The organism is Mesorhizobium sp. B4-1-3, from assembly GCF_006439355.1.
In the GTDB taxonomy this organism is placed as follows: Bacteria; Pseudomonadota; Alphaproteobacteria; order Rhizobiales; family Rhizobiaceae; genus Mesorhizobium.
The window spans coordinates 42,953-68,862 of sequence record NZ_VFTG01000002.1 but is presented as its reverse complement, the minus strand read 5'-3'; the positions used below and the strand labels follow the sequence as shown (position 1 = coordinate 68,862).

General features: G+C 64.7%; 24 protein-coding genes. 6 read left to right on the top strand and 18 right to left on the bottom strand.

Annotation, left to right across the window (positions count from 1 at the left end):
- Positions 1–284: 284 nt before the first annotated feature.
- Positions 285–3,689 carry an acyl-[ACP]--phospholipid O-acyltransferase gene (locus FJW06_RS03250; protein ID WP_140747896.1) on the top strand — a complete coding sequence of 1,135 codons (3,405 nt, stop codon included), beginning with the start codon at positions 285–287 and terminating at the stop codon, positions 3,687–3,689.
- Between the two features lie 211 nt (positions 3,690–3,900).
- Here the strand turns inward: FJW06_RS03250 and FJW06_RS03245 are convergent, their stop codons facing one another.
- Entirely contained in the window at positions 3,901–4,626 is a 726-nt protein-coding gene (locus tag FJW06_RS03245) for an SDR family oxidoreductase (RefSeq protein ID WP_140747893.1), read from the bottom strand.
- 149 nt (positions 4,627–4,775) lie between these two features.
- Here FJW06_RS03245 and FJW06_RS03240 point away from each other — a divergent pair, with 149 nt between their 5' ends.
- On the top strand, positions 4,776–5,672 hold the full coding sequence (locus FJW06_RS03240) for an AraC family transcriptional regulator (protein WP_140747890.1): 897 nt from the start codon (positions 4,776–4,778) through the stop codon (positions 5,670–5,672).
- A gap of 78 nt (positions 5,673–5,750) precedes the next feature.
- Here FJW06_RS03240 and FJW06_RS03235 read toward each other — a convergent pair whose 3' ends face one another.
- The 10 genes from FJW06_RS03235 to FJW06_RS03190 form a co-directional block, all read right to left on the bottom strand.
- Entirely contained in the window at positions 5,751–6,710 is a 960-nt protein-coding gene (locus tag FJW06_RS03235) for a dihydrodipicolinate synthase family protein (RefSeq protein WP_140747887.1), read from the bottom strand.
- A gap of 392 nt (positions 6,711–7,102) precedes the next feature.
- On the bottom strand, positions 7,103–7,456 hold the full coding sequence (locus FJW06_RS03230) for a hypothetical protein (protein ID WP_246674509.1): 354 nt from the start codon (positions 7,454–7,456) through the stop codon (positions 7,103–7,105).
- A 484-nt stretch (positions 7,457–7,940) separates the two neighbouring features.
- Positions 7,941–8,960, bottom strand: a complete 1,020-nt coding sequence (locus tag FJW06_RS03225; RefSeq protein ID WP_140747881.1) for an isopenicillin N synthase family oxygenase — start codon at positions 8,958–8,960, stop codon at positions 7,941–7,943.
- Positions 8,961–9,285: 325 nt separating this feature from the next.
- Positions 9,286–9,942, bottom strand: coding sequence for a methionine ABC transporter permease (locus tag FJW06_RS03220; protein ID WP_140747878.1), 657 nt, complete (start codon positions 9,940–9,942; stop codon positions 9,286–9,288).
- Positions 9,923–11,014, bottom strand: coding sequence for a methionine ABC transporter ATP-binding protein (locus FJW06_RS03215; protein WP_140747875.1), 1,092 nt, complete (start codon positions 11,012–11,014; stop codon positions 9,923–9,925). Before FJW06_RS03215 ends, FJW06_RS03220 begins: the two co-directional genes overlap by 20 nt.
- Positions 11,015–11,096: 82 nt before the next feature.
- Entirely contained in the window at positions 11,097–11,948 is an 852-nt protein-coding gene (locus tag FJW06_RS03210) for a MetQ/NlpA family lipoprotein (RefSeq protein ID WP_140747872.1), read from the bottom strand.
- A gap of 207 nt (positions 11,949–12,155) precedes the next feature.
- Positions 12,156–12,953 carry an amino acid racemase gene (locus FJW06_RS03205; RefSeq protein WP_140747869.1) on the bottom strand — a complete coding sequence of 266 codons (798 nt, stop codon included), beginning with the start codon at positions 12,951–12,953 and terminating at the stop codon, positions 12,156–12,158.
- On the bottom strand, positions 12,950–14,287 hold the full coding sequence (locus tag FJW06_RS03200) for a cation:dicarboxylase symporter family transporter (protein ID WP_246674508.1): 1,338 nt from the start codon (positions 14,285–14,287) through the stop codon (positions 12,950–12,952). Before FJW06_RS03200 ends, FJW06_RS03205 begins: the two co-directional genes overlap by 4 nt.
- Positions 14,288–14,316: 29 nt before the next feature.
- Positions 14,317–15,147: a transporter substrate-binding domain-containing protein gene (locus FJW06_RS03195; RefSeq protein ID WP_181178125.1), complete on the bottom strand. Its 831-nt coding sequence runs from the start codon at positions 15,145–15,147 to the stop codon at positions 14,317–14,319.
- Positions 15,148–15,344: 197 nt separating this feature from the next.
- Complete coding sequence (locus tag FJW06_RS03190) at positions 15,345–16,034, bottom strand: SDR family NAD(P)-dependent oxidoreductase (protein WP_140747863.1); 690 nt, start codon at positions 16,032–16,034, stop codon at positions 15,345–15,347.
- 190 nt (positions 16,035–16,224) lie between these two features.
- Here FJW06_RS03190 and FJW06_RS03185 point away from each other — a divergent pair, with 190 nt between their 5' ends.
- On the top strand, positions 16,225–17,340 hold the full coding sequence (locus FJW06_RS03185) for an anhydro-N-acetylmuramic acid kinase (RefSeq protein ID WP_140747860.1): 1,116 nt from the start codon (positions 16,225–16,227) through the stop codon (positions 17,338–17,340).
- Positions 17,341–17,422: 82 nt separating this feature from the next.
- Here FJW06_RS03185 and FJW06_RS03180 read toward each other — a convergent pair whose 3' ends face one another.
- Together FJW06_RS03180 and FJW06_RS03175 are read right to left on the bottom strand one after the other, a co-directional pair.
- A complete protein-coding gene (locus FJW06_RS03180; RefSeq protein ID WP_140747857.1) occupies positions 17,423–17,845 on the bottom strand; it encodes a GNAT family N-acetyltransferase in 423 nt (140 codons plus the stop codon).
- Between the two features lie 94 nt (positions 17,846–17,939).
- Positions 17,940–19,124 carry an MFS transporter gene (locus tag FJW06_RS03175; protein ID WP_140747854.1) on the bottom strand — a complete coding sequence of 395 codons (1,185 nt, stop codon included), beginning with the start codon at positions 19,122–19,124 and terminating at the stop codon, positions 17,940–17,942.
- A 48-nt stretch (positions 19,125–19,172) separates the two neighbouring features.
- Here FJW06_RS03175 and FJW06_RS03170 point away from each other — a divergent pair, with 48 nt between their 5' ends.
- The gene (locus FJW06_RS03170; RefSeq protein ID WP_140747851.1) at positions 19,173–19,712 is read left to right on the top strand and encodes an Lrp/AsnC family transcriptional regulator; all 540 of its coding nucleotides are present in this window, start codon (positions 19,173–19,175) and stop codon (positions 19,710–19,712) included.
- Here the strand turns inward: FJW06_RS03170 and FJW06_RS03165 are convergent.
- A complete protein-coding gene (locus tag FJW06_RS03165; RefSeq protein WP_140747848.1) occupies positions 19,709–20,212 on the bottom strand; it encodes a hypothetical protein in 504 nt (167 codons plus the stop codon). The genes FJW06_RS03170 and FJW06_RS03165 overlap by 4 nt on opposite strands.
- Before the next feature lie 9 nt (positions 20,213–20,221).
- Positions 20,222–21,055, bottom strand: a complete 834-nt coding sequence (locus FJW06_RS03160; RefSeq protein ID WP_140747845.1) for a class I SAM-dependent methyltransferase — start codon at positions 21,053–21,055, stop codon at positions 20,222–20,224.
- A gap of 84 nt (positions 21,056–21,139) precedes the next feature.
- On the opposite strand from FJW06_RS03160, the gene FJW06_RS03155 reads away from it, so the two are divergent.
- On the top strand, positions 21,140–22,093 hold the full coding sequence (locus FJW06_RS03155) for a LysR family transcriptional regulator (RefSeq protein ID WP_140747842.1): 954 nt from the start codon (positions 21,140–21,142) through the stop codon (positions 22,091–22,093).
- Between the two features lie 227 nt (positions 22,094–22,320).
- Here the strand turns inward: FJW06_RS03155 and FJW06_RS03145 are convergent, their stop codons facing one another.
- A complete protein-coding gene (locus FJW06_RS03145) occupies positions 22,321–23,169 on the bottom strand; it encodes a helix-turn-helix transcriptional regulator (RefSeq protein ID WP_140747839.1) in 849 nt (282 codons plus the stop codon).
- 98 nt (positions 23,170–23,267) lie between these two features.
- Between FJW06_RS03145 and FJW06_RS03140 the strand changes: the two genes are divergently transcribed.
- Complete coding sequence (locus tag FJW06_RS03140) at positions 23,268–24,170, top strand: SDR family oxidoreductase (protein WP_140747836.1); 903 nt, start codon at positions 23,268–23,270, stop codon at positions 24,168–24,170.
- A 45-nt stretch (positions 24,171–24,215) separates the two neighbouring features.
- On the opposite strand, the gene FJW06_RS03135 is transcribed toward FJW06_RS03140, so the two are convergent.
- Both FJW06_RS03135 and FJW06_RS03130 read right to left on the bottom strand, forming a co-directional pair.
- Positions 24,216–24,923 carry a GntR family transcriptional regulator gene (locus FJW06_RS03135; protein ID WP_140747833.1) on the bottom strand — a complete coding sequence of 236 codons (708 nt, stop codon included), beginning with the start codon at positions 24,921–24,923 and terminating at the stop codon, positions 24,216–24,218.
- A 241-nt stretch (positions 24,924–25,164) separates the two neighbouring features.
- Positions 25,165–25,908: an aspartate/glutamate racemase family protein gene (locus tag FJW06_RS03130; protein WP_140747830.1), complete on the bottom strand. Its 744-nt coding sequence runs from the start codon at positions 25,906–25,908 to the stop codon at positions 25,165–25,167.
- Positions 25,909–25,910 lie beyond the last annotated feature (2 nt).

Below are 25,910 nucleotides of genomic sequence, written 5' to 3'. Positions count from 1 at the left end.
AGAAAAGTACCTGAAACAAGCCTGGGCCGAGCCACACTCACCTTGAAACGAAAGGATCATATCGATGTTCGCCGACAGCCAAGCCCGCAAACAGTCAAGTGCCTGGAAGGCGTGGAGACCGATCATGGACGAGAGATTCCAGGCGCCGAGAACAAGAAACAAATGGATTGGATTGAATCGCAGTAACGAAGCTTAACCGCTTCCCGATAAACAAGGCTCAAACCGCGCAAGTGTCCGCTCAGTCCAATCTGGTTGCCTGCCGGACTTGCCCAATGGAAATTGCCATGAACACCCATCTGATGATGTCGCGGCGCTTCGCGCCTCTCTTCTGGACGCAATTCCTCTCGGCCTTCAACGACAATTTCCTGAAGAACACGCTGGTGTTCCTCATTCTCTTCACGCTGGCGAAGGATCAGGCCGCGTCCTTGGTGACGCTGGCCGGCGCTGTCTTCATGGCGCCCTTCTTGCTGCTTTCGGCACTCGGCGGCGAGATCGCCGACCGCTTCGACAAGGCGCTGATCGCGCGCCGACTGAAATTCACCGAGATCGCCGCGGCCGCCGTCGCCGTCGTCGGCATCGCGCTGTCCTCGATCCCGGTGCTGATGACCGCGCTGTTGATGTTCGGCGTCATCTCGGCGCTGTTCGGGCCGATCAAATACGGCATCCTGCCGGATCATCTCGAGCGCAAGGAACTGCCTAAGGCCAATGCCTGGATCGAGTCGGCGACCTTCGCGGCGATCCTGGGCGGCACCATTGCCGGCGGCGTCGTCTCCGTTGACGGCATCGGGGTTGCGGTGTTCGGGCCGATCATGATGGCCTTGGCCGTGGGTTGCTGGCTGGTCAGCCGCTACATCCCCGCCACCGGTTCGGCGGCGCCCAACCTTGCGATCGACAAGAACATCTTCCGCTCGACCTGGCGGCAGGTCGCCGAATTGCGCACCGACATGCGCATCTGGCGCGCCGGCCTCATGACCTCCTGGTTTTGGCTGGTCGGCGCCATCGTGCTTTCGATCCTGCCGGCGATGATCAAGGATTCGCTCGGTGGCAACGAGATCGCGGTTACCGCCTATCTCGCGGTGTTCGCCGTCTCCATCGCCGTCGGCTCGGCCATCGCCGCCTGGATGTCGCAAGGCCGCATGGTGCTTTTGCCCGCGCCGGTCGGCACCGCGCTGATGGCGCTGTTCGGCCTGCATCTCGCCTGGACGATCGGCAGCATGCAGCCCTCGCCGAAGGCCGAGACGCTTGCCGCCTTCTTCGCCGGTCCGAACACGATCCGCGTCGCCATCGACCTCGCCGGCATGGCCATTGCCGCCGCCTTCCTCGTCGTGCCGACCTTCGCCGCCGTGCAGGCCTGGTCGCCGGAAGCGCGCCGCGCCCGCGTCGTCGCCGCGGTCAGCATCGTCAATGCCGGCTTCATGACCGTCGGCGGCATACTCGTCGCCGCGATCCAGGCCGCTGGCGTCTCCATCGCCGGCATCCTGTTCGGCCTCGTCGTCGCCAATGTCATCGCCGCCTGGCTGATGCTGAAATTCCTGCCGACCAATCCGTTCCGCGATTTCGTCTCGATCCTGTTCCGCGCCTTCCTGCGGCTGGAGGTCGAGGGGCTGGACAACCTTAAGGCGGCCGGCAAGGCGCCGATCCTGGCGCTCAACCATGTCAGCTTTCTCGACGGTCCGCTGGCGCTGACGCTGACCGACGAGGAGCCGGTCTTCGCCATCGACTACACGATCGCCCAGGCCTGGTGGATGAAGCCGTTCATGAAGCTTGCTCGCGCCTTGCCGCTCAATCCGGCCAAGCCGATGTCGACCCGAACGCTGATCAAGATCGTGCAGGGCGGCGATCCGCTGGTCATCTTCCCGGAAGGCCGCATCACCGTCACCGGCGGCCTGATGAAGGTCTATGACGGCGCCGCCATGGTCGCCGACAAGACCGGCTCGATGGTGGTGCCGGTGCGCATCGAGGGGCTGGAGAAGAGCTATTTCTCGCGGCTCTCCTCCCAGCATGTGCGCCGCCGCCTGTTCCCGAAGGTCAAGGTGACCATTCTGGAGCCGGTGAAGCTCGAAGTCGCGCAGGAATTGAAGGGTCGCCAGCGCCGCGCCGCGGCGGGCTCGGCGCTCTATCAGGTGATGTCGGACCTCGTCTTCCGCACCCAGGACATCGGCAAGACGGTGCTGGAGAAGATCATCGAGACGGCCAATGAGCGCGGGATGAAGGAACTCGCCGTGCAGGATCCGGTTACCGGTTCGCTGAGCTATGGCAAGCTGCTGACCGCCGCAGCCGTGCTTGGCGAAAAGTTCGAGCACCTCTACGCCGGACAACAGACGCTGGGCATCATGCTGCCCAACGCCAACGGCTCATGCGCGACGCTGCTCGGCGTCATGTCGGCTGGCAAGGTGCCGGCGATGATCAACTTCACCGCGGGTGCGGCGAACATCCTGTCGGCCTGCAAGGCGGCCGAGGTGCGGACCGTGCTCACCTCGCGCGCCTTCGTCGAGCAGGCAAAGCTCGGGCCGGTGGTGGAGGAGATCGGCCGCTCGGTCGACATCGTCTGGCTCGACGATCTGCGCGCCACGATCGGCCTCAAGGACAAGCTGCTCGGCCTGTTGCGCAAGACGACGCCGCGGGTGGCGCGCAAGGCGGACGATCCGGCGGCGATCCTGTTCACCTCCGGCTCGGAAGGAACGCCCAAGGGCGTGGTGCTGACCCATCGCAACATCCTGGCCAATGCCGCCCAGGCCGCCTCGCGCATCGACTTCCATTCGGGCGACAAGGTGTTCAACGTGCTGCCGATCTTCCATTCCTTCGGCATGACGGCGGGAACGGTGCTGCCGCTGATCTCCGGCGTGCCGGTCTATTTCTACCCCTCGCCGCTGCACTACCGCATCGTGCCGGAACTGATCTACGGGTCGAACGCGACGATCATCTTCGGCACCGACACGTTCCTCTCCGGCTATGCCCGCACGGCGCACCCTTACGACTTCCGTTCGGTGCGCTACTGCTTCGCCGGCGCGGAACCGGTCAAGGCCGCCACGCGCACGACCTATATGGAGAAATTCGGCCTGCGCATCCTGGAAGGCTACGGCGTGACCGAAACCGCGCCGGTGATCGCCATCAACACGCCGATGTACAACAAATCGGGCAGCGTGGGTAAGATCATGCCCGGCATGGAGTACCGCCTCGAGCCGGTGCCCGGCGTCGACGAAGGCGGGCGGCTTTTCGTGCGCGGCCCCAACGTCATGGCCGGCTACCTGCGCGCCGAGAATCCTGGCGTGATCGAGCCGCTGGAAAACGGCTGGCACGACACCGGCGATGTCGTCACCGTCGACGATGCGGGCTTCATCTCGATCCGCGGCCGCGCCAAGCGTTTCGCCAAGATCGGCGGCGAGATGATATCGCTTGCCGCGGTGGAGGCGCTGGCGGGCGAATTGTGGAAAGGCTCGCCGTCGGCCGTCGCCACGCTGCCGGACGCGCGCAAGGGCGAGAAGCTGATCCTGATCACGGAAGCGCCCAACGCCACTCGCGCGGATTTCCTGGCCTTCGCCAAGGCGAACGGCGCCATGGACCTGATGGTGCCGGCCGAAGTGCGCGTCGTACCCAAGGTGCCGGTGCTCGGCTCCGGCAAGCTCGACTTCGCCGGCGTGACCAGAATGGTGCGCGGCGACGAAGAACTGAAGGTCAAGGCCGCCTGACCCGGACATGCGAACAGGCCGGCAACTCCGGCCTGTTCACTGCCAATCGCTGCCGTTCAACAGCAAGTATGACACCGCGCCAGGGAGCTGCGGGAGCGGGTGCTGATGGTGGTGCATTGAGGGCGAACTGATCCCTACCGACAGCTTGCACGCGCTCCTGCGTGGCATGGGGGGAGCTCCTCGCCCGTAAGCCGACCAGCAGGCTAAGCCTCTACATGTTGGCGGAGGTAGGGCGCACAATCACTTCGTTGACGTCGACGCCGTCGGGCTGTTCGAGCGCGAAGCGGATCGCGCGGGCGATGGCGTCCGGCGTCAGCGACTTTTGCCGCCACTCTTTCAAAGCCGCTGCCACCTGCGGGTCGCTGATGTCGTCGCCCAACTCGGTCGCGGTCACGCCGGGGGAGATGATCGTGGCGCGGATGTCGTCGTGCTCCTGCCGCAGGCCTTCGGTGATCGCCCACACCGCATATTTCGTGCCACAATAGACCGCCGCGGTGGGCAGCACGAGATGCGCGCCGACGGACGCCACGTTGACGACGTGCCCGTTTTTCTGCGCGACGAAGCGCGGCAGCACCGAAGCGATCCCGTTCAGCACGCCGAAGATGTTGACGTTTATCATGCGCGCCCACTCATCGCGTTTCAGGGCGGCAAGCGGCGACAGCGGCATGACGCCGGCATTGTTGACCAGCGCCTCAATCCGCCCGAATCGGGCATGAGCGGCATCGGCGAAAGCGTCGAAGCTCTCGGCATTCGTTACGTCCAGTTCGCGCCAGGCGACGCGTTCACCGATTTCCCCGGCCAGCGCCTTCAGACGTTCGGCGCGTCGGGCTCCGATGAACAGCCTAGCGCCGGCCGCGGCAAGCTCTCGCACCGTCGCTTCGCCGATGCCGCTCGATGCGCCGGTGATGAGTACAACCTTGTCTTTCAGTCCCGTCATGATCGTTCCTTTTTGGCTTGCGGTGACGGGATGGAAAATGGCGCCGCACAGGCGAAGACCGGTAGCGTGATTGTCCGAAGAGTTTGCACAATCCTCCAAATCAGGCGGACAAGCCTTGCAACATTCCGCGCCATGCAGATTTATGCGGCATGGAAAAAATCACCGAACTGGCCGGGCTGATTGCCCGGCATACCAGGGATACAGGCATTTCAAGCACTGCGATACCCCGGCTGACGCTCATTCGTGCCGACCGGCCCAGCGCGCCGGTGCCGGCGGTCTATGAAGCCTCGCTTTGCATAATCGCCCAAGGGTCGAAGCGCGTCTCGCTGGCAGACCAGAGCGTGGTCTATGATGCATCGAGCTATCTTCTTGTTTCGGTCGACCTGCCTCTGGTCGGCCATGTTCTCGAGGCCAGTCCGGCCGCACCATATCTATGCTGCAAGATCGATTTCGACCTTGCGGCACTTGCCGACCTGCTTGTGACGGAGCGGCGGGCTTCTGGGGAAAAGGACTTGCCTGTGCTTGCGGTCTATCCAAGCGACCCTGACCTGATCGATGCCGCGAGCCGATTGGTGAAGCTACTCGATCGCCCCGAAACCATCGATGTTCTGGCCCCGCTGGTAGAGCGCGAAATCCTCTACCGTCTGCTTACCGGTCCGCATGGCGCAACGCTTCGTCAAATGGGAACCGTGGATAGCCACCTGAACCAGGTGAGCCGCGCGATCGCTACGATTCGGAACGGCTTCCAGGCGCAATTGCGGATCGACGAGATTGCCGCGGCTTCAGGCATGAGCGCGTCGTCGTTTCATGCTCACTTCAAGGCGATCACGCGCATGACCCCGCTGGAATATCAAAAGCAGCTACGCCTGCAGGAAGCACGAAGGCTGATGCTGGCCGACGGGGCCAACGCTGGCACGGCCGGTTTCGCAGTCGGCTATGACAGCCCGTCCCAGTTCAGTCGCGAATATCGGCGCCTGTTCGGCGCCCCGCCCCGTCAGGACATCGAGCGCCTTCAGGCCATACCCGGCTCGGCCGCGGCCTATTGAGCCTTTGTCCGAGCACGGGTGCAGCCTGTCAAACGGGCCAGCTGGATCGCCGAAGATCTGGCGATCGCGATCGCCGGCTCAGGCCGCGTATCTTGCCATGACGGGCTGCCTCGACCACTGCGCATACCAGGCGTCGAACAGCTCGAGCTGCTGCTCGGCATAGCCGCGTTGGCTGTCGCTCAGCGCATCCGTCTCGTTGAAGTGCAGCCTGTATTCAGGATTACCCTTCAGCACCATCATATGCTTGAAATAGAGCACGAGGTCGGGGCCTTCGTCGAAAGAGGACAGCACGGCCAGCGCCGCGTCCAGTTCCTGCGCCAGCCGGCGCGCTTCGGCGTCGCCCTTGGCCGCAGCCTGGCTGAGGCCCACCAGATGCAGCACTTCTTTCGGCAGCACGTTGCCGATGCCGGTGATGGCCCCGGACGCTCCGCAATTGACAAAGCCGTGGAAGACGGCGGTGTCGACGCCGATCATCAGCGCAACCTCGTCATCGCGGCTGGTGATGTTTTCCGCAGCGTAGCGCAGATCCGCCGGGCCGCCGAACTCCTTGAAGCCGACCAGGTTCGGATGCTCGGCGCGCAGCGCGAAGAAGAGGTCGGCGCGCGTGGCAAAGCCGTAATAGGGGCTGTTGTAGATCACCGCCGGCAGGCTGGGCGCGGCGGCAAGGATCGCCTTGAAGTGGTGGCGCTGCGCCGCCACCGACGGCCCGCGCGACAGAACGCGCGGGATCACCATCAGGCCCCGGGCGCCGACCTTTTGCGCATGGGCGGCGTGCGCCACGGCGCTGGCGGTATTCACCGCGCCGGTGCCGACGATCACCGGGACGCCGGCCTTCACCAGGCGCTCGACGCCTTCCATGCGCTGCGCGTCGGTCAGGAGCGGCCAGTCGCCCATGGAGCCGCAATAGACGACGGCGGACATGCCGGCAGCGATCAGTTCGCGCCCCTTGCGCACCAGCGCGTCGAAGTCGGGCAGGCGGTCATCGGTGCAAGGCGTCATCAGCGCCGGCATGCAGCCGGAAAAAACGTTGGCGGTCATCTTCGAAGTCTCCTTGAGGCAGGCATGCGGATTGACCAGTTTGGCCCGACGCGGCACCGCTTGCCAAGCGGATAGTCGCTTTTCCGGCCGAGCGAGCCTCAAACGGTCACCACGATCTTGCCGAACTGTCCCCCTGCTCCACAAGCTCGGCCGGAGAATTCACGAACTCGCCATAGACCGGCCAGCCCATCGAGCGCGCGGGATGATGCTGACCGCATCACCCAGTGCGAAGACTTCAACGCCGGCTCCCACGGCCGATTTCAGTCGCTGCATAACCGAACCGCGTCAGTCCCTTCGGCAGGAACAGCATCGCCACCATGATCGGCCCGAAACCTTCAGCATTGCGGACATTCTGGGTTCGACCGTTCATGCGGCTGGAAGTCTCATGCCTTTCATACCGTAGAGCGCAGAAGAGCCTGCATGTGTTCTGGCAGATCGAGCTCGCCGCGCGCCTCGATCTCCAGAAGATATCGGGCCTTGGCCAAGCGGTCGCCTTCCTTCACCGCCCGATAGGCGCAGATGGCCAGCAGCGCCCTTTCCTCCTCTCGGCCGGCCTCGATACGGTCACGGCTATGGCTGCCCCTTCTGTGGACGATCTTGCCGAACGCTGCGTAAGTTGTCTGGTGCGCCTCAATCAGGGCTACCAGGTCCTTGGATGGTTGCCGGTTACGCTTTAGCGCCTTTGTGCTGTGACCGTTCGCTGCGACGGTCGATGCGACGACAGCGCAGCCGGAATGAAAGAGCAAGGCGCGACGGCTGATCGTGGACGTGGTGAACTCTCCTCTTCACTTTGCGGCAGGCCCGAGCGGATGCCGTGAACATCTTCAGCACCGTAACACAACGGTTTGCGCATTCATGTCAGGATGGATAGCGGGAAATGCGCAGGCCTAAAGCGCGTCGCGCTGAACCGAATTCAGGCGACGCGCTTCTAGTCTTTGTTTTGATGCATGTCGTTGCCCCAGAACCGCTGCACACTTCTGGGCGACATGCGTTAGCGCATCGCCAGTCCGATCGGCGCATTCCAGCACTGAAAAGAAAAAGGCCGGGCGCGAAAGCGGCCCGGCCAAAGTATGAAGGTCATAACCTTCAGAGGGGAACATCGCCCGGCGCAATGGGAGGAAAACACCGGACGATGCCCCTTATTTGGGACCTGAGCGGTGTATTTTCCACGAACGGAATTCCAAAAAAGATCGAAATCGCGAAAAAATCTCGCTCGATCATCAGCTATTGTCAGCCTGCGGCCGATGCTTTTTGCAGAAGGTCGGCATAGTGACGCCGCGCCACGTCGGGATGCGACCTCAGCCGGCTTTTCAGCACATTGGTCCCGACATTGCGGAAGAGCGGATTGTCGGGGTCGCTGGCCGGGCCGCGCGCCTCGGCCGCCAGTTCCGCGGGCAGATCGAGCAGCGGGATGGTGGCATCGAGCCGGGCGCTGAAGAAGAACGGCACCGAAATCCGTTCGACGCCGGCCGGCGGCGTGGCGACGCGATGCACGGTAGCCCTGAGATAGCCGTTCGAGGCGAGTTCGAGCAGCTCGCCGATGTTGACGACCAGCGTCCGCGGGATCGGGTCGACATCGACCCAGCTGCCGTCATATTCGACCTGCAGACCCTTGTTCTCGTCCTGCAGCAGAAGCGTGAGGAAGCCGCCATCCTTGTGCGCGCCCACACCCTGGTCGTCGCCGGTGGCATCGCGGCCGGGGTAGCGCACGATCTTCATGCGGTGGTTCGGTTCGCCGCGGTAGATCGGATCGAAGGCGTCCTCCGGCTGGTCGAGCGACAGCGCGAAGGCCTTGAGCAGCCGGATCGCCACGTCGGTCGCCTTGGCCTGCCAGGCAAGCAGCGCCGGCTTCAGATCGGGGAGCGCGGCAGGCCACTGGTTCGGGCCCTGTAGCCGCGTCCAGGCCGGCACGCCAGGCCCTTGCGCAAGGGTCGCGCGTTCGACGCCGATGTCGAGTTGCTCGCGCCAGTCGGCCTTGCCCTTGGTCAGCTCGCCGCCGGCGCGCGTATAGCCACGAAACTGCGGCGACTTCACCATTTCGATGGCGAGCTTGTCGGCTTCCGGCAAGGCGAAGAAGCTGCGCGCGGCGCCCAGCACCGCGTCGATCTCCGGCTGGGTGATACCGTGACCGCTCAGATAGAAGAAACCGACATCGCGGGCGGCGGTGCGCAGATCGAACAAGAATGTCCGCAGTTCCGATGCGCCCTGCTCCAGGCGGTCGAGATCGAGCACCGGAATTATTCTTGCCATGGACGGGCTCCTCTTGGCGGCAACTCTTTGTTTTCGCAATTCCAGACGAAATCCGCTGCGCAGTCTCCTGGAATTGCTCTGGAGCATTTCATCGTTTCACGGAAACGGCGAACCGCTCTATCTCTTTGTTTTTACGCAACTCCGGACGGAAAACCGCTCACACTTTCCTGGAATTGCTCTAGCGACCCACCTCGCACGATGACATGCGCGTCGGTGCGGGTGAAGAAACGCACCAACCAATCTCACTGCAAACGGAGCAAGCCGGCGCTCAATTCCCGGCTTTTGCGGCAAATTGCGTTCGCGTCACGATCCCATGCCCCGTGCTCTATCCGCGATGGTCCAGCCGAGCGACAAGGCGGTCGCCGATCCACTGGATGCCGCAGACGAGCACAATGAGCACGACCACCACGGCCACCATCACGCTGGTCTCGAAACGCTGATAGCCATAGCGGATAGCTAGGTCGCCGAGACCGCCGGCGCCGATGGCGCCGGCCATGGCCGAAGCGCCGATAAGCGTCACGAGCGTCACAGTGAAGCCGGCGACGATGCCCGGCAGCGCTTCCGGCACCAGCACCTCGCGGATGATCGTCCAGCGGTTGCCGCCCATGGCGCGCGCCGCCTCGATCAGGCCGTGATCGACCTCGCGCAGCGAGACTTCGGCGATACGGGCATAATAGGGGGTGGCGGCGATCGACAGCGGCACGATCGCCGCCCATGTGCCGATCGAGGTGCCGACGATCAGCCGCGTCACCGGGATCAGCGCCACCAGAAGAATGATGAAAGGCACCGACCGGAAGCCGTTGACGATGGCGCCGAGACTGCGGTTGACCCAAAGGCTCTCGGCGATGCCGCCGCGATCGGTGGCGACCAGGGCAAGGCCGAGCGGCAGGCCGAAGACCAGCGAGATGAGACCGGATGCGCCGGTCATCAGCACCGTCTCCCAGATCGAGCGAAGCAGGAGTTCAAACAGGACCGGCGACATGGCCAAGCACCTCCACCCGCGCGTGGCGGTCTTTCAGGAATGTCGTCACCCGCGCAAGATGCGCGGCTTCAGCGCCGGCAAGGGCCAGGAACAGCGTGCCGACGGGTTGGCCCTGCACATGATCGACGCCGCCGTGCACGAGGCGGAATTGGCCTGGCACCGCCACGGCAAGGTCGGAAAGAAAAGCACTGTGCGCCGCCTCGCCGGCCACATCGATCCGGAGGATCGTTTCCGCCCCTACGCCCGGAACCAGCCGGCCCGCGATCTCGGGCGGTAATTGCGGCCGGATGCCGCCGAGCAGGCTGCGGGTGATCTCGGATTGCGGATTGGCGAAGACCTGCCAGACGGTGCCCTCCTCGACGATCCGCCCGGCATCGATCACCGCCACGCGATCGGCGATCGAACGGATCACCTCCATCTCGTGGGTGATGAGCAGGATGGTGAGACCGAGCCTGGAATTGATGTCTTTCAGCAGCGCGAGGATCGAGCGCGTCGTCTCCGGATCGAGTGCCGAGGTGGCCTCGTCCGACAAGAGCAGCGCCGGTCGGGCGGCAAGCGCCCTGGCGATGCCGACGCGCTGCTTCTGCCCGCCCGACAGCGACGCCGGATAGGCCTTTGCCTTCTCCGACAGGCCGACGAGCTGCAGCAACTCCGCCGCGCGTGCCAGGCGCTCGGCGCGCGGGCGGCCTTCGATCTTGAGCGGCAGCGCGACATTCTCCTCGACGGTCTTGGCCGACAGCAGATTGAAGTGCTGGAACACCATGCCGATACGACGGCGCAGCGGCTGCAGATCGCGCTCGCTCAGCCGGCCGATCTCGCGGCCCTCGATGAAGACTTCGCCGGAATCCGGCCGCTCCAGCCCGTTCAGGCAGCGGATCAGCGTCGATTTGCCGGCGCCGCTGCGGCCGATGATGCCGAGGATCTCGCCTTTGCGCACGGTAAGCGAAACGCCGTCGAGCGCTGCGGTCGCGCCGAAGCGCCGCTTCAGGCCGATGAGGCGCACGACGTCTTGCGACACTGCCGGATCGACAGCAACCGGATCGCCTGCCTCGGCCGTGACATGCTGGTTCATCTCTGTTTCCGTTTCAATGCCGCGCAAACGCGATGGCGGCCCGCTCACAGCGGACCGCCCATCTCTGCCAGCCATGCGCCGGTCAATAGGCGCTGATCCCGGTGCCCTTGTAGACCTTGTCGAACTCGGCCTTGACGGTCTCGTTCTGGTAGGAAGCGACCAGCGTCTTCACCCATGGCTCGTTCTCGTTGCCCGCCTTGACAGCGATGAAGTTGCGGTAGGGATTGTCTGCCACCGGCTCCTGCGCGATGCGGTTTTCCGGGCCAAGGCCGCTCTTCAGCGCCCAATCGGTGTTGACGACGGCGGCGTCGAGATCGTCCACAGAGCGGCCGACGATGCCGGCGTCGAGTTCCTTGATCTCGAGCTTCTTCGGGTTCTCGGCAATGTCGGCGGTGGTCGCCAGGATGCCGGTGCCGTCCTTGAGCTTGATCAGGCCTTCATGTTCCAGGACATGCAGTGCGCGCCCTTCGTTGGACGGGTCGTTCGGCAGGCCGACCACCGCGCCTTCCGGCAGGTCGGCGACCTTGGAGTGCTTCTTCGAATAAAGCCCGATCGGCCAGACGCCGGTATAGCCGACCGGCACGATGTGATAGCCTTGCGTCTTGATCTGGTTGTCGAGATAGGGCTTGTGCTGGAAAGCGTTGGCGTCGATCTCGCCGCGCTCCAGCGCCTCGTTGGGCTGGGTGTAGTCGTTGAAGACGACGGTCTCGATGGTCAGGCCTTTCTTGGCCGCCTCGGCGGTGACGACGCGCCAGACATCCTCATCCTCGCCGCTGATGATGCCGACCTTGATCGACTTCTTGTCCTCGGCGAAGGACGACGACGGCGCGCCAAGGCCGATGACGGCTAATGTCGTGGCGAGAAGTGCCGCCAATCCGGTGCGCCTGGTGATTGACGTGATAAGAGACTTTGAAGCGTTGCCGCGTTCGGACATGAGCGTTCCTTGCGATCCTGAAATCATTTTGGCCTGGCGGGATGCGAAGCCTTGATACCAGCATCACCAACGCTGCCCGGCTGGGCAAAGAAGCGCTTTTCCTCTCAAACGGGAGGTGGAAAATATTCTCTCAAAGATTTTGTGACTTGCAGAACAGCAGTTGCTGGTGAGCGGGTATCGACGGCGAGGCGATGGACGCTTGCGCGCCTATGAAGCTCGCGGGGCGACGCGCAAGGACGGCCGGTCGTATGCCGGTAGCGACGAGACGGTGGGCAGGCCCCGCGCTTCCTGAACGCCGAAGCCCAATCGTGTCAGGCTGGCTCGCGCCAGGGCCGCATTGCTGTCGATGACGATCAATCCGTTCGTGTCGCCGAGGCTGGCCGCCACCACAGACAATTCGGTGCAGCCGAGAAGTGCTGCATCGGCGCCGGCCCGTTGCGCGAGATGAAGCGCGCGCTCGGTCTCGGCCGCCGCTTGCGCGATCGAACCGGCCTTGACGAGCATGATCGCGCTGTCGACGCGCTCCTGAAACTCGGCATCCTGCGGAAGGCAGAGGTCAAACCCCGCCGCCGCTATCCTGTGCTGATAGAAGCCGGAAACCAGGGTGCCCCGAGTCGCGAGGTTCGCAACCCGGCCCCGGTCCAGGCCGCGGCGGATCTCCGCCACCACCGCGTCGCCGATGTGGATGATCTCGGCCGACGAGTTTGCCGCCAGCTTGTCGTACCAGTGATGGGCGGTGTTGCAGGGCATGGCGATGCAGGCAACGCCAAGCGCGTTGAGCGTCGAGACCGCGGCGGCAAGCGGGGCCAGCAGCCCGTCATGGCCGGCCAGGATCGCTTCGGTCCTGTCGGGCAGTTGCGGCACGCTGAGGATGACGCAAGGCACGTGTTCGTTGTCGCGCAGCGCTTCGGTCATCCGAGTGAGCTTGAAGTAGAAATCGGCCGATGCCAGCGGCCCAAGACCGCCGATAATGCCGAGCTGAGGACGGATGCCGTCGTCGATCATCGGGCGGGCTCGGCTTCGAACTCTTGCGCGACGGCTTCAGCGCTCTGCGCCGCCTCCCGATGGCTGGGCGCGATCATTGCCGTGCTTGCCGCGACGGTGGAGACGCTGGACAGCGTCATCAGCGTGTCCACAGCCGCGTCCACCGCGACGAACAAGGCGAATGCCGCCTCGAAGGGAAGCTTCAGATAACCGCAGACGATCGACATCTGCGACAAGATGAGCAGGCTGCCCATGCCTCCGGTGGTGAGGGCGAGAAGCGCCGAGACGATGCCGACAAGCAAGAGATCCGGGATCGCCAGCTGATGGCCGTAGAGCTGGGCGATAAACAGGGCGCCCGAGGTGTAAACCAGCGCCGGGCCGGTCCGCAGCAGCGCCGCCTGCAACGGCACGAGCAGCTCGACCACCACAAGGTTGAACCTCAGCCGCTCGCTCAAAAGATTGATGACCCAGGGCAGCGAGGCAACCGTGGAGCGCGTCGTGATGGCCACCATCAGAAGCGGCTGAAGGGTCTTGATCGTGGCCCAGTAGCTTCGCCGCGAGCGTATGGCGATGGCGGCGAACGCGCCGGCCAGGAATGTCACGCAGGAAAGGCCCATGACCAGCAGATAGCCGCCCATCAGCATCAGCGGCTTGGTGCCGGTCGACGCGGTCTGGTCGGCGATCAGGATGAAGGTCGCGAAGGGCAATCCCCAGACGAACCAGTTGGTCAGCACCGTACAGGCCCGGTACACCGCGTTGAGCGCCTGTGAAAGGCTCAGCGACGAGGGTTGGGGAATCTTGCCCATCGCCAGCCCGAAAAGCAGGCAGAACAGGAGCACCTGGATGGTCTGGCCCGAGGCCAGCGCGTTGAAGACGTTGTTCGGCACCAGATCCAGGAAGATCGAATGGTCGCCATCCGGGTTACCGGTGGACGGCGGCGGCTGGAACGGGAATGCGAGGTCGGTGGAGACGCTGCCTTGCGAATTGATGAACTCGCCGAGCTCGATGCGCGATTGCGGGTCCTCGATCTGGCCGGGCTTGAGGATCAGCGAATACGTGCCGCTGACCAGCACGGCGAGGAACGACACGACCAGGACAGCTATGCCGACCTTGCCGAGATAGCGGACCGATTTCGGATCCTGGACCATCGCGGTGATGGAGAAGATCACGGACGAGACCAGATAGGGCAGGACGACCATCTTGAGGAAATTCAGATAGACCTGCGCCACAGGGCTGATCGCATGCGCAAAGGCCGGGTAGTAGAGGCCGCACAGGATGCCGGCCAGGATCATGATGATCGTTGTCAACGGCGAGCGCAGGATGCGCTTTGCCCCAAGGCGCCAATCGATCAGCATGTGTGCGGCTGCATCCGAGACGGCCATCGTCAGGCTTTGCTCCCCTGGCGATAGCGCGCAATGATCTCGTCGGTGTTGAGGACTTGCTGGCCTCGAGCGAGATCGAGATAGAGATCGACGAAGGCCGCAAGATGCGGATTGTCCGGCCGCACGCCCACCGCGATCGTGTCGACCTTGTCGGTCAGCGTAATCGAGCGCGCGACGACTGTCATCGACGGATCGTCGACCATCAGCTTCTTGATCTCGAAATCATCGCGATAGGCGAGGTCGATGGTGCCGTTGCGGATCGCATCGATGACGGTATTCCAGCCCGCGAAGCGCCGGATCGTGGCGTGCGGGAAAGTGGCGGCCGCATAGGTGGCGAAGGACGAGCCTTCGATCACGCCGAGATCGCCGGAGAAATCGCGGATGATCTGTTCGGGCGGCTTGCCCTGCGTGATGCGCGCCAGGTTCACGCGGTTGGCGAGCAGACCCTGGTGAAACATGGCGTAGGGCCGAGAATAGAGGATCAAGCGGCCGCGCTGAAGGGTGCGGCTGAGCTTGCCGATTGCCAGATCCGCCTGGCCGGACGTCAGCTTTTGCACCATCGCGTCGAAGGTCACGGCGGACCTGTCGAAAACCGGTTCGACGTCAAGCTCGGCGGCAATGCCGCGCGCAAGGTCCATGTCGATGCCACTGGCTCCAGAGCCGTCAGCCGGGAAGAACGGATCCGATGCGAAGGCCGGCATGGCGATGCGCAGCTTGTTGTCGCTGACGATGGGTTTTGGAGCGTCTTGCGCCTGGGCCGGCGCGGCTTGCGACTGCGCGATCAGCAGCCCTCCGCCTCCGGCTGCAAACAGCGTGCGACGTGTAAGCGGCATGCGCATTTCTCTGTCGTGCAGGAGAGCCGGACAACAATTCTGACCAATTCGCAGTATGCACGCCGGAGTTAAGTAAAGGTATCTTTTATTCGGGTTTTTTTACATTGCAGATCGCTAAGATAGCATCAAGGAACATGCAAACTTTCTAAACTAAAGCGATTGCTGCGGGGTGCGTTATTGGTTCGTGCGATGGGGCGTCAGAAGGTCTCGACCCAAGGCCTCAGCTCGACCTCGAAGCTCCAGGCGCTGCGATGCTGGCGATGGACGGCGAGATAGGTCTCGGCGATCGCGTCGGGCGACAAGCGACGATCCGGCCGATCTGGTTCCGGCGCCTGTCCGGCCGGCTCGATCTGGCCGTCGATGATGAAATGCGCGACGTGGATGTTCTTGGGGGAAAGCTCGCGCGCCATCGATTGCGCCAGACCGCGCAGGCCGAATTTCGGCATCGCGAAACCGGCCGAGCCGGGGAAGCCCTTGAGGCTTGCCGTGGCCCCGGTGAACAGGATCGAGCCGGAGCCGCGCGCAAGAAGCCGGCGCGCCGCCTGCTGGCCGACCAGGAAGCCGCCATAGGCGCCGACAAGCAAGGCCTGCTTGACCGCTTCCGCGTCGAGCTCGGCTATCGGGCCACGCGTGCGGCCGCTGGCGTTGAAGACGGCGATTTCGAGCGGCCCTGCGTTGTCGGCCGCCTCGAACAGCCGCTCGACGGAGGCCGAGTCCGACACGTCTGTTTCGACGGCCAGCGCACCGGTTTCCTTGACCAGCGCGGCCAATTTGTTGACGTTGCGCGCGGCAAGGATGACGCGGAAGCCCTCCCTGGCGAGAAGCCGAGCCAGCGAGGCGCTTAAGCCCGAGCCGGCGCCCGCAATCACTGCAACATTGGCTGCCATGGACTTTCCTCCTTGAGACAGGTCGGTATCGGTCCCGCAGGCTCGCGCCTTCGGCGGCAAGAGGCAAGAACGTGGTTGCTCGATTTTTGTTCTTTGGCGCAAAAGGCCGCCGGCAAGAGCGCGGTGAAAGACTTGCCTGCTGCGCCGATCCGTCCGACACGTGGTTGGACGACGATTCGGGGACAAGACCATGGAACCAATCTGGGCCGTCGGCCTGATGACCGGCACGGTGCTCGACGGCAATATCGACGTGGCGCTGATCAAGACGGACGGCGAGCGCATCGCCGACACCGGCACCTACACGCTCGCCCCGTACCCGCAATCGATCCGCGCCCTGCTCGAAGAGACGCTGCGCCAGGCCCGCGCCTGGAATTTCGAGGGACCGGAGCCGGCAATTTTTCGCGAAGCCGAGGAGGCGCTGACCCGCGCGCAGTCGGCCGCGGTCAAGAATCTGGTCGAGAGCCAGGGGATGCGCATGGCCGATATCGGCGTCGTCGGCTTCCACGGCCAGACGGTGCTGCACCGCGCGCCGCAGGCAGGCAAGATCGGCAGGACTCGCCAGCTCGGTAATGGCGAGCTGATGGCCTCGCTGCTCGGCACCAGGGTCGCCTATGATTTCCGCTCGGCCGATGTCGCGGCCGGCGGACAAGGGGCGCCTCTGGCCGCCGCCTATCATGCGGCGCTGCTGAACGAAGCCGACCCGAGCGGCGACACCGCCGTGCTCAATCTCGGCGGCGTCGGGAACATCACCTGGTGGGACGGCAAGGACAATATCGTCGCCTTCGACACCGGTCCCGCCAATGCGCCGGTCAATGATTTCATCAAGGCGAAGGGCCTCGGCGAGATGGACCGCGACGGCAGGCTGGCGGCCGCCGGGAAGGTCGACGAGGAACGGCTCGCCAGTCTCTTGCAGCATCCGTACCTGACGAAGCCCTATCCGAAATCGCTCGACCGCTTCGACTTCACCGCGGCGATGGCCGAGGGGCTCGGTGCGGAGGACGGCGCGGCGACGCTGACGGCCTTCACCGTGTCTGCCGTCGGCAAGGCGCTCGACCTGTTGCCGCGCCGGCCGAAGCGGCTCGCGGTCAGCGGCGGCGGCCGCCACAATCCGACGATGATGGCAATGCTCGAAAGCCGCGCCGGCGTCGAAGTGGTGCAGGCCGAGACGCTCGGATGGAAGGGCGACGCGGTGGAAGCAGAGTGCTTTGCTTTCCTTGCCGTGCGGGTGCTGCGCGGCCTGCCGATCAGCTTTCCGAGCACCACCGGCGCGCCCGAGCCGTTGCGCGGCGGAAAGCTCGCCGGGTAGAGTCTTTGTTCGTGCAATTCCGGACGGAAGGCTACGGCGAAGACGCCGAGCCTAAACGCTCCACACTTTTCCTGGAATTGCTCTAAGGCAGCTTCTTCTGCAGGAAAATGCGGCGGCGGCCGATCGGGAAATCCGGCAATTCGCCGAACGGCTTATAGCCCTGGCGCTCGTAGACCTTCTCAGCGGTTGGACTGAAGGTGTCGATCCAGGCGCCGTGGCAGCCCCGCGCAACAGCCTCGCCTTCGGCTGCGTCGAGCATATCGGCGGCAACGCCTTTTCCGCGCAGCTTTTCGTCGACCCACAGCCACTGCACGTAAAGCCAGCCCCAGGCGGTGTAGCCGGATATGCCTGCAACGATGGCGCCGGTTTCGTCGCGTACGAAAACCGCCAGCGGCTTTCGGCCTGACGCGCCGACATCGGCATCGTTGAAGGCGGTGAGGTTCCCGCTCAGGAAAGCGAGAGCCTGCGGCAAAGGCTCGGCGGTGATCTCGAGGCTGGTCTTCATCGGCTGCGACTCCGGTTCGCAAGGCAGCCTTAGAGCAATTCCGAGAAAGCGCGAAACGGTTTTCCGGCCGCAAATGAAGAGTGGGGCAGGCCTGTTACCGAGGACCGACTGAGCGCCACGTCGCTGCGCACGCCGCCACCAGCATCAGTCCCGCGGCGATCAGGGCGCAATTGGCGAAGCCGAGGCTCGTGTAGAGCGGGCCGAAGCCTGCCGTGCCGACGGTGACGGCGAGATAGGTGACCGCGCTGTTCAGTCCCATGATGGTGCCGCGCCGCGACGGGTCGAGCGCGGTGAGGCGCATGACCAGCACGTTCAGGCCGAAATGGTTGGCGAGGCCCCAGACGGCGATCGTCGCAAGCAGGAGACCGAAGCCGGTGCTGGCCAGCGCGATCGCGACATAGACGGCCGCGACCAGCAGATAGGCGAAGGGCATGACACGGCGGGCGCCGAGGCGGTCGATGACGCCGTCCAGCAAGGCCGCCGCGCCGAAGCCGAGGCCGTAGGCGACCGCCGCCAGGCCATTGGCGCTGACCGGCTCGCCGAGGGCTTCGTGGAGATGATCGCCGAGATAGCCATAGACGCCATAGAAGGCGGTCATGAAGGCGCCGCAGGCAATGAGCAGCGGCAGGATGCCGGGTACGGCGAGCGCGCCGAGCGGCGACGGCGCGGGGCCGCTTTTCCTGGTGTCATGCAGCGAGCTCATCGCCAGGCTGGCAACGGCCGCTGCCGCCAGCAGCGCGACGGCCGCGAAGACAGCGCGCCAGTGGATCAGATCGGCGAGCACGGCCGACAGCGAGACGCCGGCTACCATGGAAAGCGTCCAGCCGGTCAGAACCACCCCGATGGTGCCGCTTTCGCGGCCGGGCGGAGCGATCGTGGCCGAGCTGGCATAGATCGCCGGCATGGCGATGCCGGCGGCAACGCCGGCGACGAACTGGGCGGTCACAAGCAACGCGACGGTCGGCGCGAGCGCACTGGCGACCAGCGCCAAAGCCTGCAACAGCAATGCGCCTTGAAGCATGCGGCGCGCGCCGATCCGGTCGATATAGCGGGCAAGGAAGAGGGCGCTGGCCGAAGTGCCGAGGCCAAAAGCGGCGGCAGCGGTCATCACCGCCGGCACGCTGGTGCCGAACGACGCCGCGACGGCGGGCGCGATCGGTCCAAGAACCAGCGAATTCGAGCCGATGACGGCGATGCAGCCGGTCAGCAGATAGGCGGCGGCGGGAATCGGTGCCCGCGGCGCCTCAGTCATAATTGCTGATTGATTGCTGTTCGACATATTATCATAATGACCGAATTAAATTCCGCATCAATGGAGAATTTCCATATGGACGCAGAAACAGATGACATTCAGCGGAACAAGCAGCCGGCCCGTGAGGTCGACCCGATCGACCGAAAGATATTAGGCGTCCTCGTCGAGGACGCGACCATCAGCTATGCCGAGCTCGGCGAGCGCGTCGGCCTGTCGCCGCCAGCGGCGCATGAGCGAGTCAAGCGGCTGAAGCGCAGCGGCGCCATCCGCGCCACAGCGGCGCTCATCGATCCGAGGGCGGTAAAGAAGCCGCTGCTCGCCTTCGTGCATATCGACACAAGGGGCTGGGGCAAGACGCCGGAACTTATGGCGGTCTCGAAATACCCGGAGGTTGAGGAGATCCATACGGTCGCCGGCGACACCTGCATGCTGCTCAAGGTGCGCACCGAGGATACGCGCGCGCTGGAAGGGCTGCTGGCCCGCCTCTACGACACGCCCGGCGTCACCTCGACGCGCAGCTATGTGGTGCTGTCGACCTATCTGGAACGTCCGGTGCAGCCGGAGATCACGAGCGAATGGCCGGCGCCGAAGCATATGGCAAACCCAATGTACTAGGCCGTTGCCGGCTGATGGCGCCTGGAACGCGCCAGCAGATAGAAGGCCGCGGCATGCGTGATCATCAAGAGCGGCACGTAGAGGATCGGGATCGCGTAAGTCGCGCCCAACTGGCCGGCCTGCCCCGGAAGGTCGAGCAGCACGCCGTGATAGTAGTCGCCGACAAGGTCGACCACGCCGACGACATTGAAGGCGACGACGAGCGGCCAGAAGATCGTGGGCCGCTTCACCCCGAGCAGCGCCAGCATGGCGAGCAGGCCAGTGGCGAAGTCGCCATAGGCGGCGAAGCCTGCGAAGCCAGGCGCAAGCTCGGGGCCGACCACGCCCGGGATGAGGAAGACGAGGCCGAAGAAGCGGAAGCTGTGCAGCGTTGCGATGGCGCGCTGCGCCCCGACCGGCTCCATCGACCTCAGCCTCGGCCAGATATAAGCGGCGAAGCAAAGCAGCCATGGCACGTAGCCCAGCGCGAGATGGATGTTGAAGATCACCGCCGGTGACATCTTTGTCTCCTATGAAGCCTTAACCGGAACGGCTTCGAACACCGCCGTGAAGATGCCCAACCGTCCTTCCATGAGATTGCGTCCGAGATTGGTGGCGAATTCGGCGAAGCCCTGGCCCATGACGACGCCGAGATTGAGCGAAGGCGGCGGGCCGGAGGCGCGGAGCTCGGCGAACCAGGCCTTGGCTATGGCCGTGTCGTCGCGGCGGACGAGCGTGCCGAAGCCGGCGGCCTCGATCGCCTCGCAGGTCGCCTCGGCCGTCAGCAGGAAGCTTTCGCCGGGCGTCTTCGCCCAAGGCACCGGATAGAACGGGTCGCCGCTATTCAGCACGACGTCGAAGGTCGCGAATTTTCCGCCGGGCTTCAGCACGCGCCTGATCTCGCGATAGAGCAGCGGCCGGTCAGCGATATTCATCGCCACATGCTGCAACAACGCGGCGTCGAACCGGTCGTCCTCGAAGGGAAGCGCAAGCGCGCTGCCGGTTTCGAACGACACTTTGTCGTCCTGTCCGGTTCGAGCGGTCAGGTAGCGCGCGGCCTCGACGAAGGGTTCGCTGAGGTCGACGCCCGTAACCCTGCAGCCATAGGTCTCCGCAAGAAAGCGAGCCGGCCCGCCGACGCCCGATCCAACATCGAGCACCGACATGTCGGCGGTAATGACGGCAAGGTTGGCGAGCTCCGCCGTCGCGGCCAACCCGCGAGTGTGGAACTGGTCAAGAGTCGCCAACTGTTCGGGCTTCAGCCGCTGTTGCTCAGGCCCAAAGACCGCCAGCGTGGTCTTCAATCGGTCGGTGAGGCCGGTCGCACGGTAGTGATCGCGCACGCGATCGAGTTCATTTGTCATTGCCACTTCCCTTCAGGCTTCCAGGTCACGGAAGAAATACGGCCGCTTTCTGCGAACCACTATCCGCGATAATGTCTATGGGTCATGAAGCAGAACTTCACAGTCAGGCATGGCGCGCTCGACGGCGTCGAAGCATTCTTGAGCGTCGCAAGGCACCGCAATTTCCGTAAGGCGGCGGCCGAGCTCGCCGTCACCCCGTCAGCGATCAGCCAGGCGATACGAACGCTCGAGGCGCGCATAGGTGCTGCGCTCTTCATCCGCACGACGCGCAGCGTCGGCCTCACGGAAGCCGGCGAGCGCTTTTTCGCGCGCGCCCGGCCCGCCTTCGAGGAACTGATCGCCGCGAGCGAGATCGCGCGCGGCATGGGCCAGCGGCCGGCGGGGCTGTTGCGCCTTTCGGTGCCGCCGGCCGTGGTGCCGATGCTGCTGGAACCGATGATCGCCTCCTTCTGCCAGTCGTATCCCGAGATCGAGCTGGAGATTGTCGCCAGCGGCGAGCTGGCCGATCTCGCCGCCGAGGGATTCGATGCCGGCATCCGCATGGGCGACCTGATCGCGCCCGATATGGTCGCCGTTCGCCTGACGCCCTCCTTCCCGATGGTGGTCGTCGGCAGTCCGGATTATCTGCGCCGGCGCGCGGCGCCCGAGCGCATCGAGGACCTACGCGACCATGCCTGCCTGCGCCTGCGCCGTTCGAACGGCTCGGTCGCGCCATGGTCCTTTGTCGACGGAAACAAGACGATAGAGGCGATCGTCTCGGGACCGTTGATCGCGCATGACTATCCCTCGCTGCTCGGCGCGGCGATCCAGGGCGTCGGGTTGGCGCAGGTGCCAGGCCCCATTGCCGAGGCGTCGATCGCCGATGGGCGTCTGCAGGCGCTGCTCGGCCGCTTCGCGGTGACCACGCCGGGCGTGTTCCTCTACTATCCGGAAAGGCACCAGGTGCTGCCCAAGCTGCGCGCCTTCATCGATCATATCAGGCAGCCAGGCGGCGCTGACGCTACCCCGAAGCGATCGGACAGGCGGCGGAAAAGCTGACGCTTCAGGGCGTCGTCGGGCGGGATCTCAGCCGGCATCGATCCGGCGCTGGCGTTGATCGAGGACGATCTCGGCCCTGCGATCGCTCGCCGTACCGCTCAGCAACTCGTTTTCCACCAGCGTCGGCCTTGCGGGCAGCCTCAGTTATCGGGCCTTCGAACTCGACGGCCTCGGCCACCGCCGCAGGCGCCAAGGCGCGCGGCGGCGAGTGCCTGAGAGGCACGCAGTCAGCCGGCGCGGGATTCGATCAAGGTTCGGATGCGCTCGGCGTCAGAAGGCGTCGCGGGGTTGTAGACGATCATGCCGAGCTCGGGCCGGCCGTCGACCGCAAAGACAGAAAATTCCAGCTCGATCAGTCCGATCTCGGGATGCCGCATGCGCTTCACGCCTTCGCCATGCGCAGGCGCGACTTCGTTGTCGCGCCAGAGCGCCGCGAATTCCGGACTCGCCCGGGAAAGCTCCTCGACGAGTTCCGTGACCTCCGCGCCGGCGCCGGCGCGGACCGCATCCGCCCTGAAGGATCCGACCACGAAACGCGCGACGCTCTGCCAGTCGTCCTGCGCGTCGCGCACGCGGGGATTGCCGAACATCAAGCGCAGGATGTTGCGCTGCTCGCGCGGCAGCTTGGAATAGTCGGTGAGCATCGCCGCGGCAGCACGGTTCCAGGCCACTACATCCCATGTCGCGGTCTTGATGATCGCTGGACTGGGGTCCAAGGCGTCGAGGACGCGCTGCAGGCGCGGCGTCACGCTGTCCACGCTTTTGTAGCGGACCTCCGGCGGCCGCCCGAGACCCAGCATGAACAGATGCTCGCGTTCGGGCTCGGTCAGCATCAGGCCGGTGGCGATGCGGTTCAGCACATCGGCGGACGGCGCGCCGCCCCGCCCCTGCTCCAGCCAGGTGTACCAGGTCGGGCTGATATTGGCCCGCTGCGCCACCTCTTCGCGGCGCAGCCCTTGCGTGCGCCGTCGCCCCGTAGCGAAGCCGAAGGCGGCGGGATCGAGGCGCATGCGACGATCGCGAAGAAACGTGCCCAGCTTGTTGGTCGTCTCTTTGTTGGCAATCTCTTGGGGCATCGCCATCCTGTTGGCTATTATACCATGATAAAGTCACTACTTTAACAGAATGATTTGTAGCGCAAATAAGACCTCCGAACAACCACAGGAGACCTCCCATGCGTGTATTCCTTACCGGCGCGACCGGCTTCATCGGTTCCAGGATCGTGCCTGAGCTTCTTGCCGCCGGCCATCAGGTGCTCGGTCTGACCCGCTCCGACGCCGGCGCGCGCGCTCTCGTGGCCGCAGGCGCCGAGCCGCATCGCGGCGACCTCGAAGACCTCGACAGCCTGCGCGACGGCGCGGCGAAGTCGGATGCGGTGATCCATACCGCTTTCGACCACCATTTCTCGAACTTCGTCGCCAATTGCGAGAAGGACAAGCGCGTCATCGAAGCGCTGGGCGGCGCGCTCGCCGGCTCCGACCGGCTGCTCATCATCACGTCGGGCGTTGGCATGGGCTCCGCCGAACAGGGACAGCCGGCGAGGGAAGACGTCTTCAACACCGACCATCCCAATCCGCGCATCCTGTCCGAGCTTACCGGCCAGGCGATGGCCGAGAAGGGCGTCAAGGTGTCGGTGGTGCGGCTGCCGCAGGTGCATGACACGGTGAAGCAGGGCCTCATCACCCCGCTGATCGCGCAAACGCGCGCCAAGGGCGTGTCGGCCTATCTCGGCGAGGGCCGCAACCGGTGGTCGTCGGCGCATGTGCTCGATGTCGCGAAGCTCTACCGTCTGGCGCTGGACAAGCAGGAAGCCGGCGTACGATACAACGCCGTCGCCGAGGAAGGCATCCCGATGCGCGAGATCGCGGAAGTGATCGGCGCAGGCCTCAACGTGCCGGTGGTCTCGCTGTCGAAGCAAGAAGCGGCCGACCATTTCGGATGGCTTGCCATGTTCGCCGGTCTCGACATGCCGGCGTCGAGCGAATGGACGCGCGCGCATCTCGGCTGGCAGCCGACCGGACCCGGGCTCATCGCCGACCTCGAGCGGATGGATTACTCGCAAGCCGCCGCGGCCTAGCCCAGTCCTCCAGCGTTCAGCGACCCGGCTGAACCGCTGTTAGCTCTAAGCTCGAAGCAAATCCGCCAGGCTGTCCGACTTCTCCACCTTGTCGGTGAGGTCGAGGCCGGAGAGCAGGTCGACCAAATGGCTGTTCATCAGGGCGGCCGCGTCGGCGCTGTTGCCGGCCTCGATCGCGTCGACCAGGGCGTGGTGCGCATGCTTCTCGCAGGTCGCGTCGCGGCGCTTCCAGTAGAGCGCGATGATCAGCGAGGAGTGCGAGACGAGGTCGCGGACAAAATTGGTGAACACCGAATGCGCGGCGATCTCGGCGATGCCGACATGGAAGCGCGCCGACAGCATGATGGCGTCGCTGTCGCGGCCGTCATGTAGCGCCTCGTGCTCTTTCTCCAGATGCGTCCGCAATTGCGCGATGTCGGACGGCACTGCAGTTCTGGCGGCGAGCGCTGCCACCTTTGGTTCGATCAGCGCCCTTGCCTCGAACACTTCCCGCGCCTCGATTTTCGATGGCTGCGCGACAAAGGCGCCGCGATTTGGCTCCAGCCGTGCCAGCCGGTCATGCGCAAGCGCCTGCAGGGCGGCGCGCACGACGGTGCGGCTCACCGAATAGATCGAGGCCAACTCGTCCTCCGGCAATTTGGTGCCCGGGGCGAGGCGGTGGCTGACGATTGCATCCCTCAGCCCATAGTAGATCGGCGACCAGCGCGCCGCCGGCTTGTCGTCTCGATCTTCTTCCCTGAGTACCGTCAACATACTTTCAATGCGCGGGCCCGAATGGCCCGATCTGTCCCCAAATCGCCGGCAGCCCGTTCAATCTAGTATCGCTCGCGCGGCGGTCAATCCCACCTGTCCGGCTGCCGGCCGCTCGTCCGGCGGCACGAGCCGCCTAGAGCCGGATGATTTCAGGTCGGGTCGACCTGAAATCATCCGGCTCTAAATCAGGAGACGGAGCATGATGTCGTCCGAAAACCGCTCCGCACTTTCGGCATCATGCTCAAACGATCTCAGCTTGCGTCGGCGACATCGGCGCGAACATGCCGGCGAACCGCTTGCCGCGCGGAGCCGCATAGCCGCCGATCTTCGATGTCTTCAAGCCGACCTTGAACAGGCTCTCGGCCAGCGTGACAGCGCAAACGACTCCGTCCAGCACCGGAACGCCATGCTCCTCGGACAGGCTGTGCGCAAGGTCGGCCATGCCGGCGCAGCCGAGCACAATTGCCTCGGCCTTGTCCTCTCTTATGGCGCGCGCGATCTCCTGCGAAATCCTGTGCCTGGCATTCGAGGCCGGACGTTCGAGTTCGAGCACGGCGACCTCCGACGAGCGCACCTTGGCGCAGCGCGAGGCGAGGCCGTATTTCGCGAGGTTGTGCTCGATCGCGGGAACCGAGCGGGCAAGCGTGGTGACGACGCTGAACTTGCCGGCCACAAGGCTCGCCATGTGGAACGCCGCCTCGCCGATGCCGATGACGGGAGCCTCCGTCGCGCAGCGCGCTGCATCGAGCCCGGTGTCGTCGAAGCAGGCAATAACGTAGGCATCCGCCGCCGGCGTCTTGCCCATCTCCGCGATGATGCCCGGAATGGCGAAGACCTCGTCGAAATAACCCTCGATGCTCGGCGGGCCGTCGGCCGGGTTGACGGCGACGATCCGGGTGGCCTCGGACGCAACGCTTGCCGCTGCCTCGCCGATCTTGGCGGTCATCGATTGGGTGGTGTTGGGATTGATGACGAGAATGCGCATTG

Bases quoted from the DNA above. Each gene is read 5' to 3' on its own strand.
- FJW06_RS03250 (WP_140747896.1), top strand. From the start codon at position 285: ATGAACACCCATCTGATGATGTCGCGGCGCTTCGCGCCTCTCTTCTGG.
- FJW06_RS03245 (WP_140747893.1), bottom strand. From the start codon at position 4,626: ATGACGGGACTGAAAGACAAGGTTGTACTCATCACCGGCGCATCGAGC.
- FJW06_RS03240 (WP_140747890.1), top strand. From the start codon at position 4,776: ATGGAAAAAATCACCGAACTGGCCGGGCTGATTGCCCGGCATACCAGG.
- FJW06_RS03235 (WP_140747887.1), bottom strand. From the start codon at position 6,710: ATGACCGCCAACGTTTTTTCCGGCTGCATGCCGGCGCTGATGACGCCT.
- FJW06_RS03225 (WP_140747881.1), bottom strand. From the start codon at position 8,960: ATGGCAAGAATAATTCCGGTGCTCGATCTCGACCGCCTGGAGCAGGGC.
- FJW06_RS03220 (WP_140747878.1), bottom strand. From the start codon at position 9,942: ATGTCGCCGGTCCTGTTTGAACTCCTGCTTCGCTCGATCTGGGAGACG.
- FJW06_RS03215 (WP_140747875.1), bottom strand. From the start codon at position 11,014: ATGAACCAGCATGTCACGGCCGAGGCAGGCGATCCGGTTGCTGTCGAT.
- FJW06_RS03210 (WP_140747872.1), bottom strand. From the start codon at position 11,948: ATGTCCGAACGCGGCAACGCTTCAAAGTCTCTTATCACGTCAATCACC.
- FJW06_RS03205 (WP_140747869.1), bottom strand. From the start codon at position 12,953: ATGATCGACGACGGCATCCGTCCTCAGCTCGGCATTATCGGCGGTCTT.
- FJW06_RS03200 (WP_246674508.1), bottom strand. From the start codon at position 14,287: ATGCTGATCGATTGGCGCCTTGGGGCAAAGCGCATCCTGCGCTCGCCG.
- FJW06_RS03195 (WP_181178125.1), bottom strand. From the start codon at position 15,147: ATGCCGCTTACACGTCGCACGCTGTTTGCAGCCGGAGGCGGAGGGCTG.
- FJW06_RS03190 (WP_140747863.1), bottom strand. From the start codon at position 16,034: ATGGCAGCCAATGTTGCAGTGATTGCGGGCGCCGGCTCGGGCTTAAGC.
- FJW06_RS03185 (WP_140747860.1), top strand. From the start codon at position 16,225: ATGGAACCAATCTGGGCCGTCGGCCTGATGACCGGCACGGTGCTCGAC.
- FJW06_RS03180 (WP_140747857.1), bottom strand. From the start codon at position 17,845: ATGAAGACCAGCCTCGAGATCACCGCCGAGCCTTTGCCGCAGGCTCTC.
- FJW06_RS03175 (WP_140747854.1), bottom strand. From the start codon at position 19,124: ATGTCGAACAGCAATCAATCAGCAATTATGACTGAGGCGCCGCGGGCA.
- FJW06_RS03170 (WP_140747851.1), top strand. From the start codon at position 19,173: ATGGACGCAGAAACAGATGACATTCAGCGGAACAAGCAGCCGGCCCGT.
- FJW06_RS03165 (WP_140747848.1), bottom strand. From the start codon at position 20,212: ATGTCACCGGCGGTGATCTTCAACATCCATCTCGCGCTGGGCTACGTG.
- FJW06_RS03160 (WP_140747845.1), bottom strand. From the start codon at position 21,055: ATGACAAATGAACTCGATCGCGTGCGCGATCACTACCGTGCGACCGGC.
- FJW06_RS03155 (WP_140747842.1), top strand. From the start codon at position 21,140: ATGAAGCAGAACTTCACAGTCAGGCATGGCGCGCTCGACGGCGTCGAA.
- FJW06_RS03145 (WP_140747839.1), bottom strand. From the start codon at position 23,169: ATGCCCCAAGAGATTGCCAACAAAGAGACGACCAACAAGCTGGGCACG.
- FJW06_RS03140 (WP_140747836.1), top strand. From the start codon at position 23,268: ATGCGTGTATTCCTTACCGGCGCGACCGGCTTCATCGGTTCCAGGATC.
- FJW06_RS03135 (WP_140747833.1), bottom strand. From the start codon at position 24,923: ATGTTGACGGTACTCAGGGAAGAAGATCGAGACGACAAGCCGGCGGCG.
- FJW06_RS03130 (WP_140747830.1), bottom strand. From the start codon at position 25,908: ATGCGCATTCTCGTCATCAATCCCAACACCACCCAATCGATGACCGCC.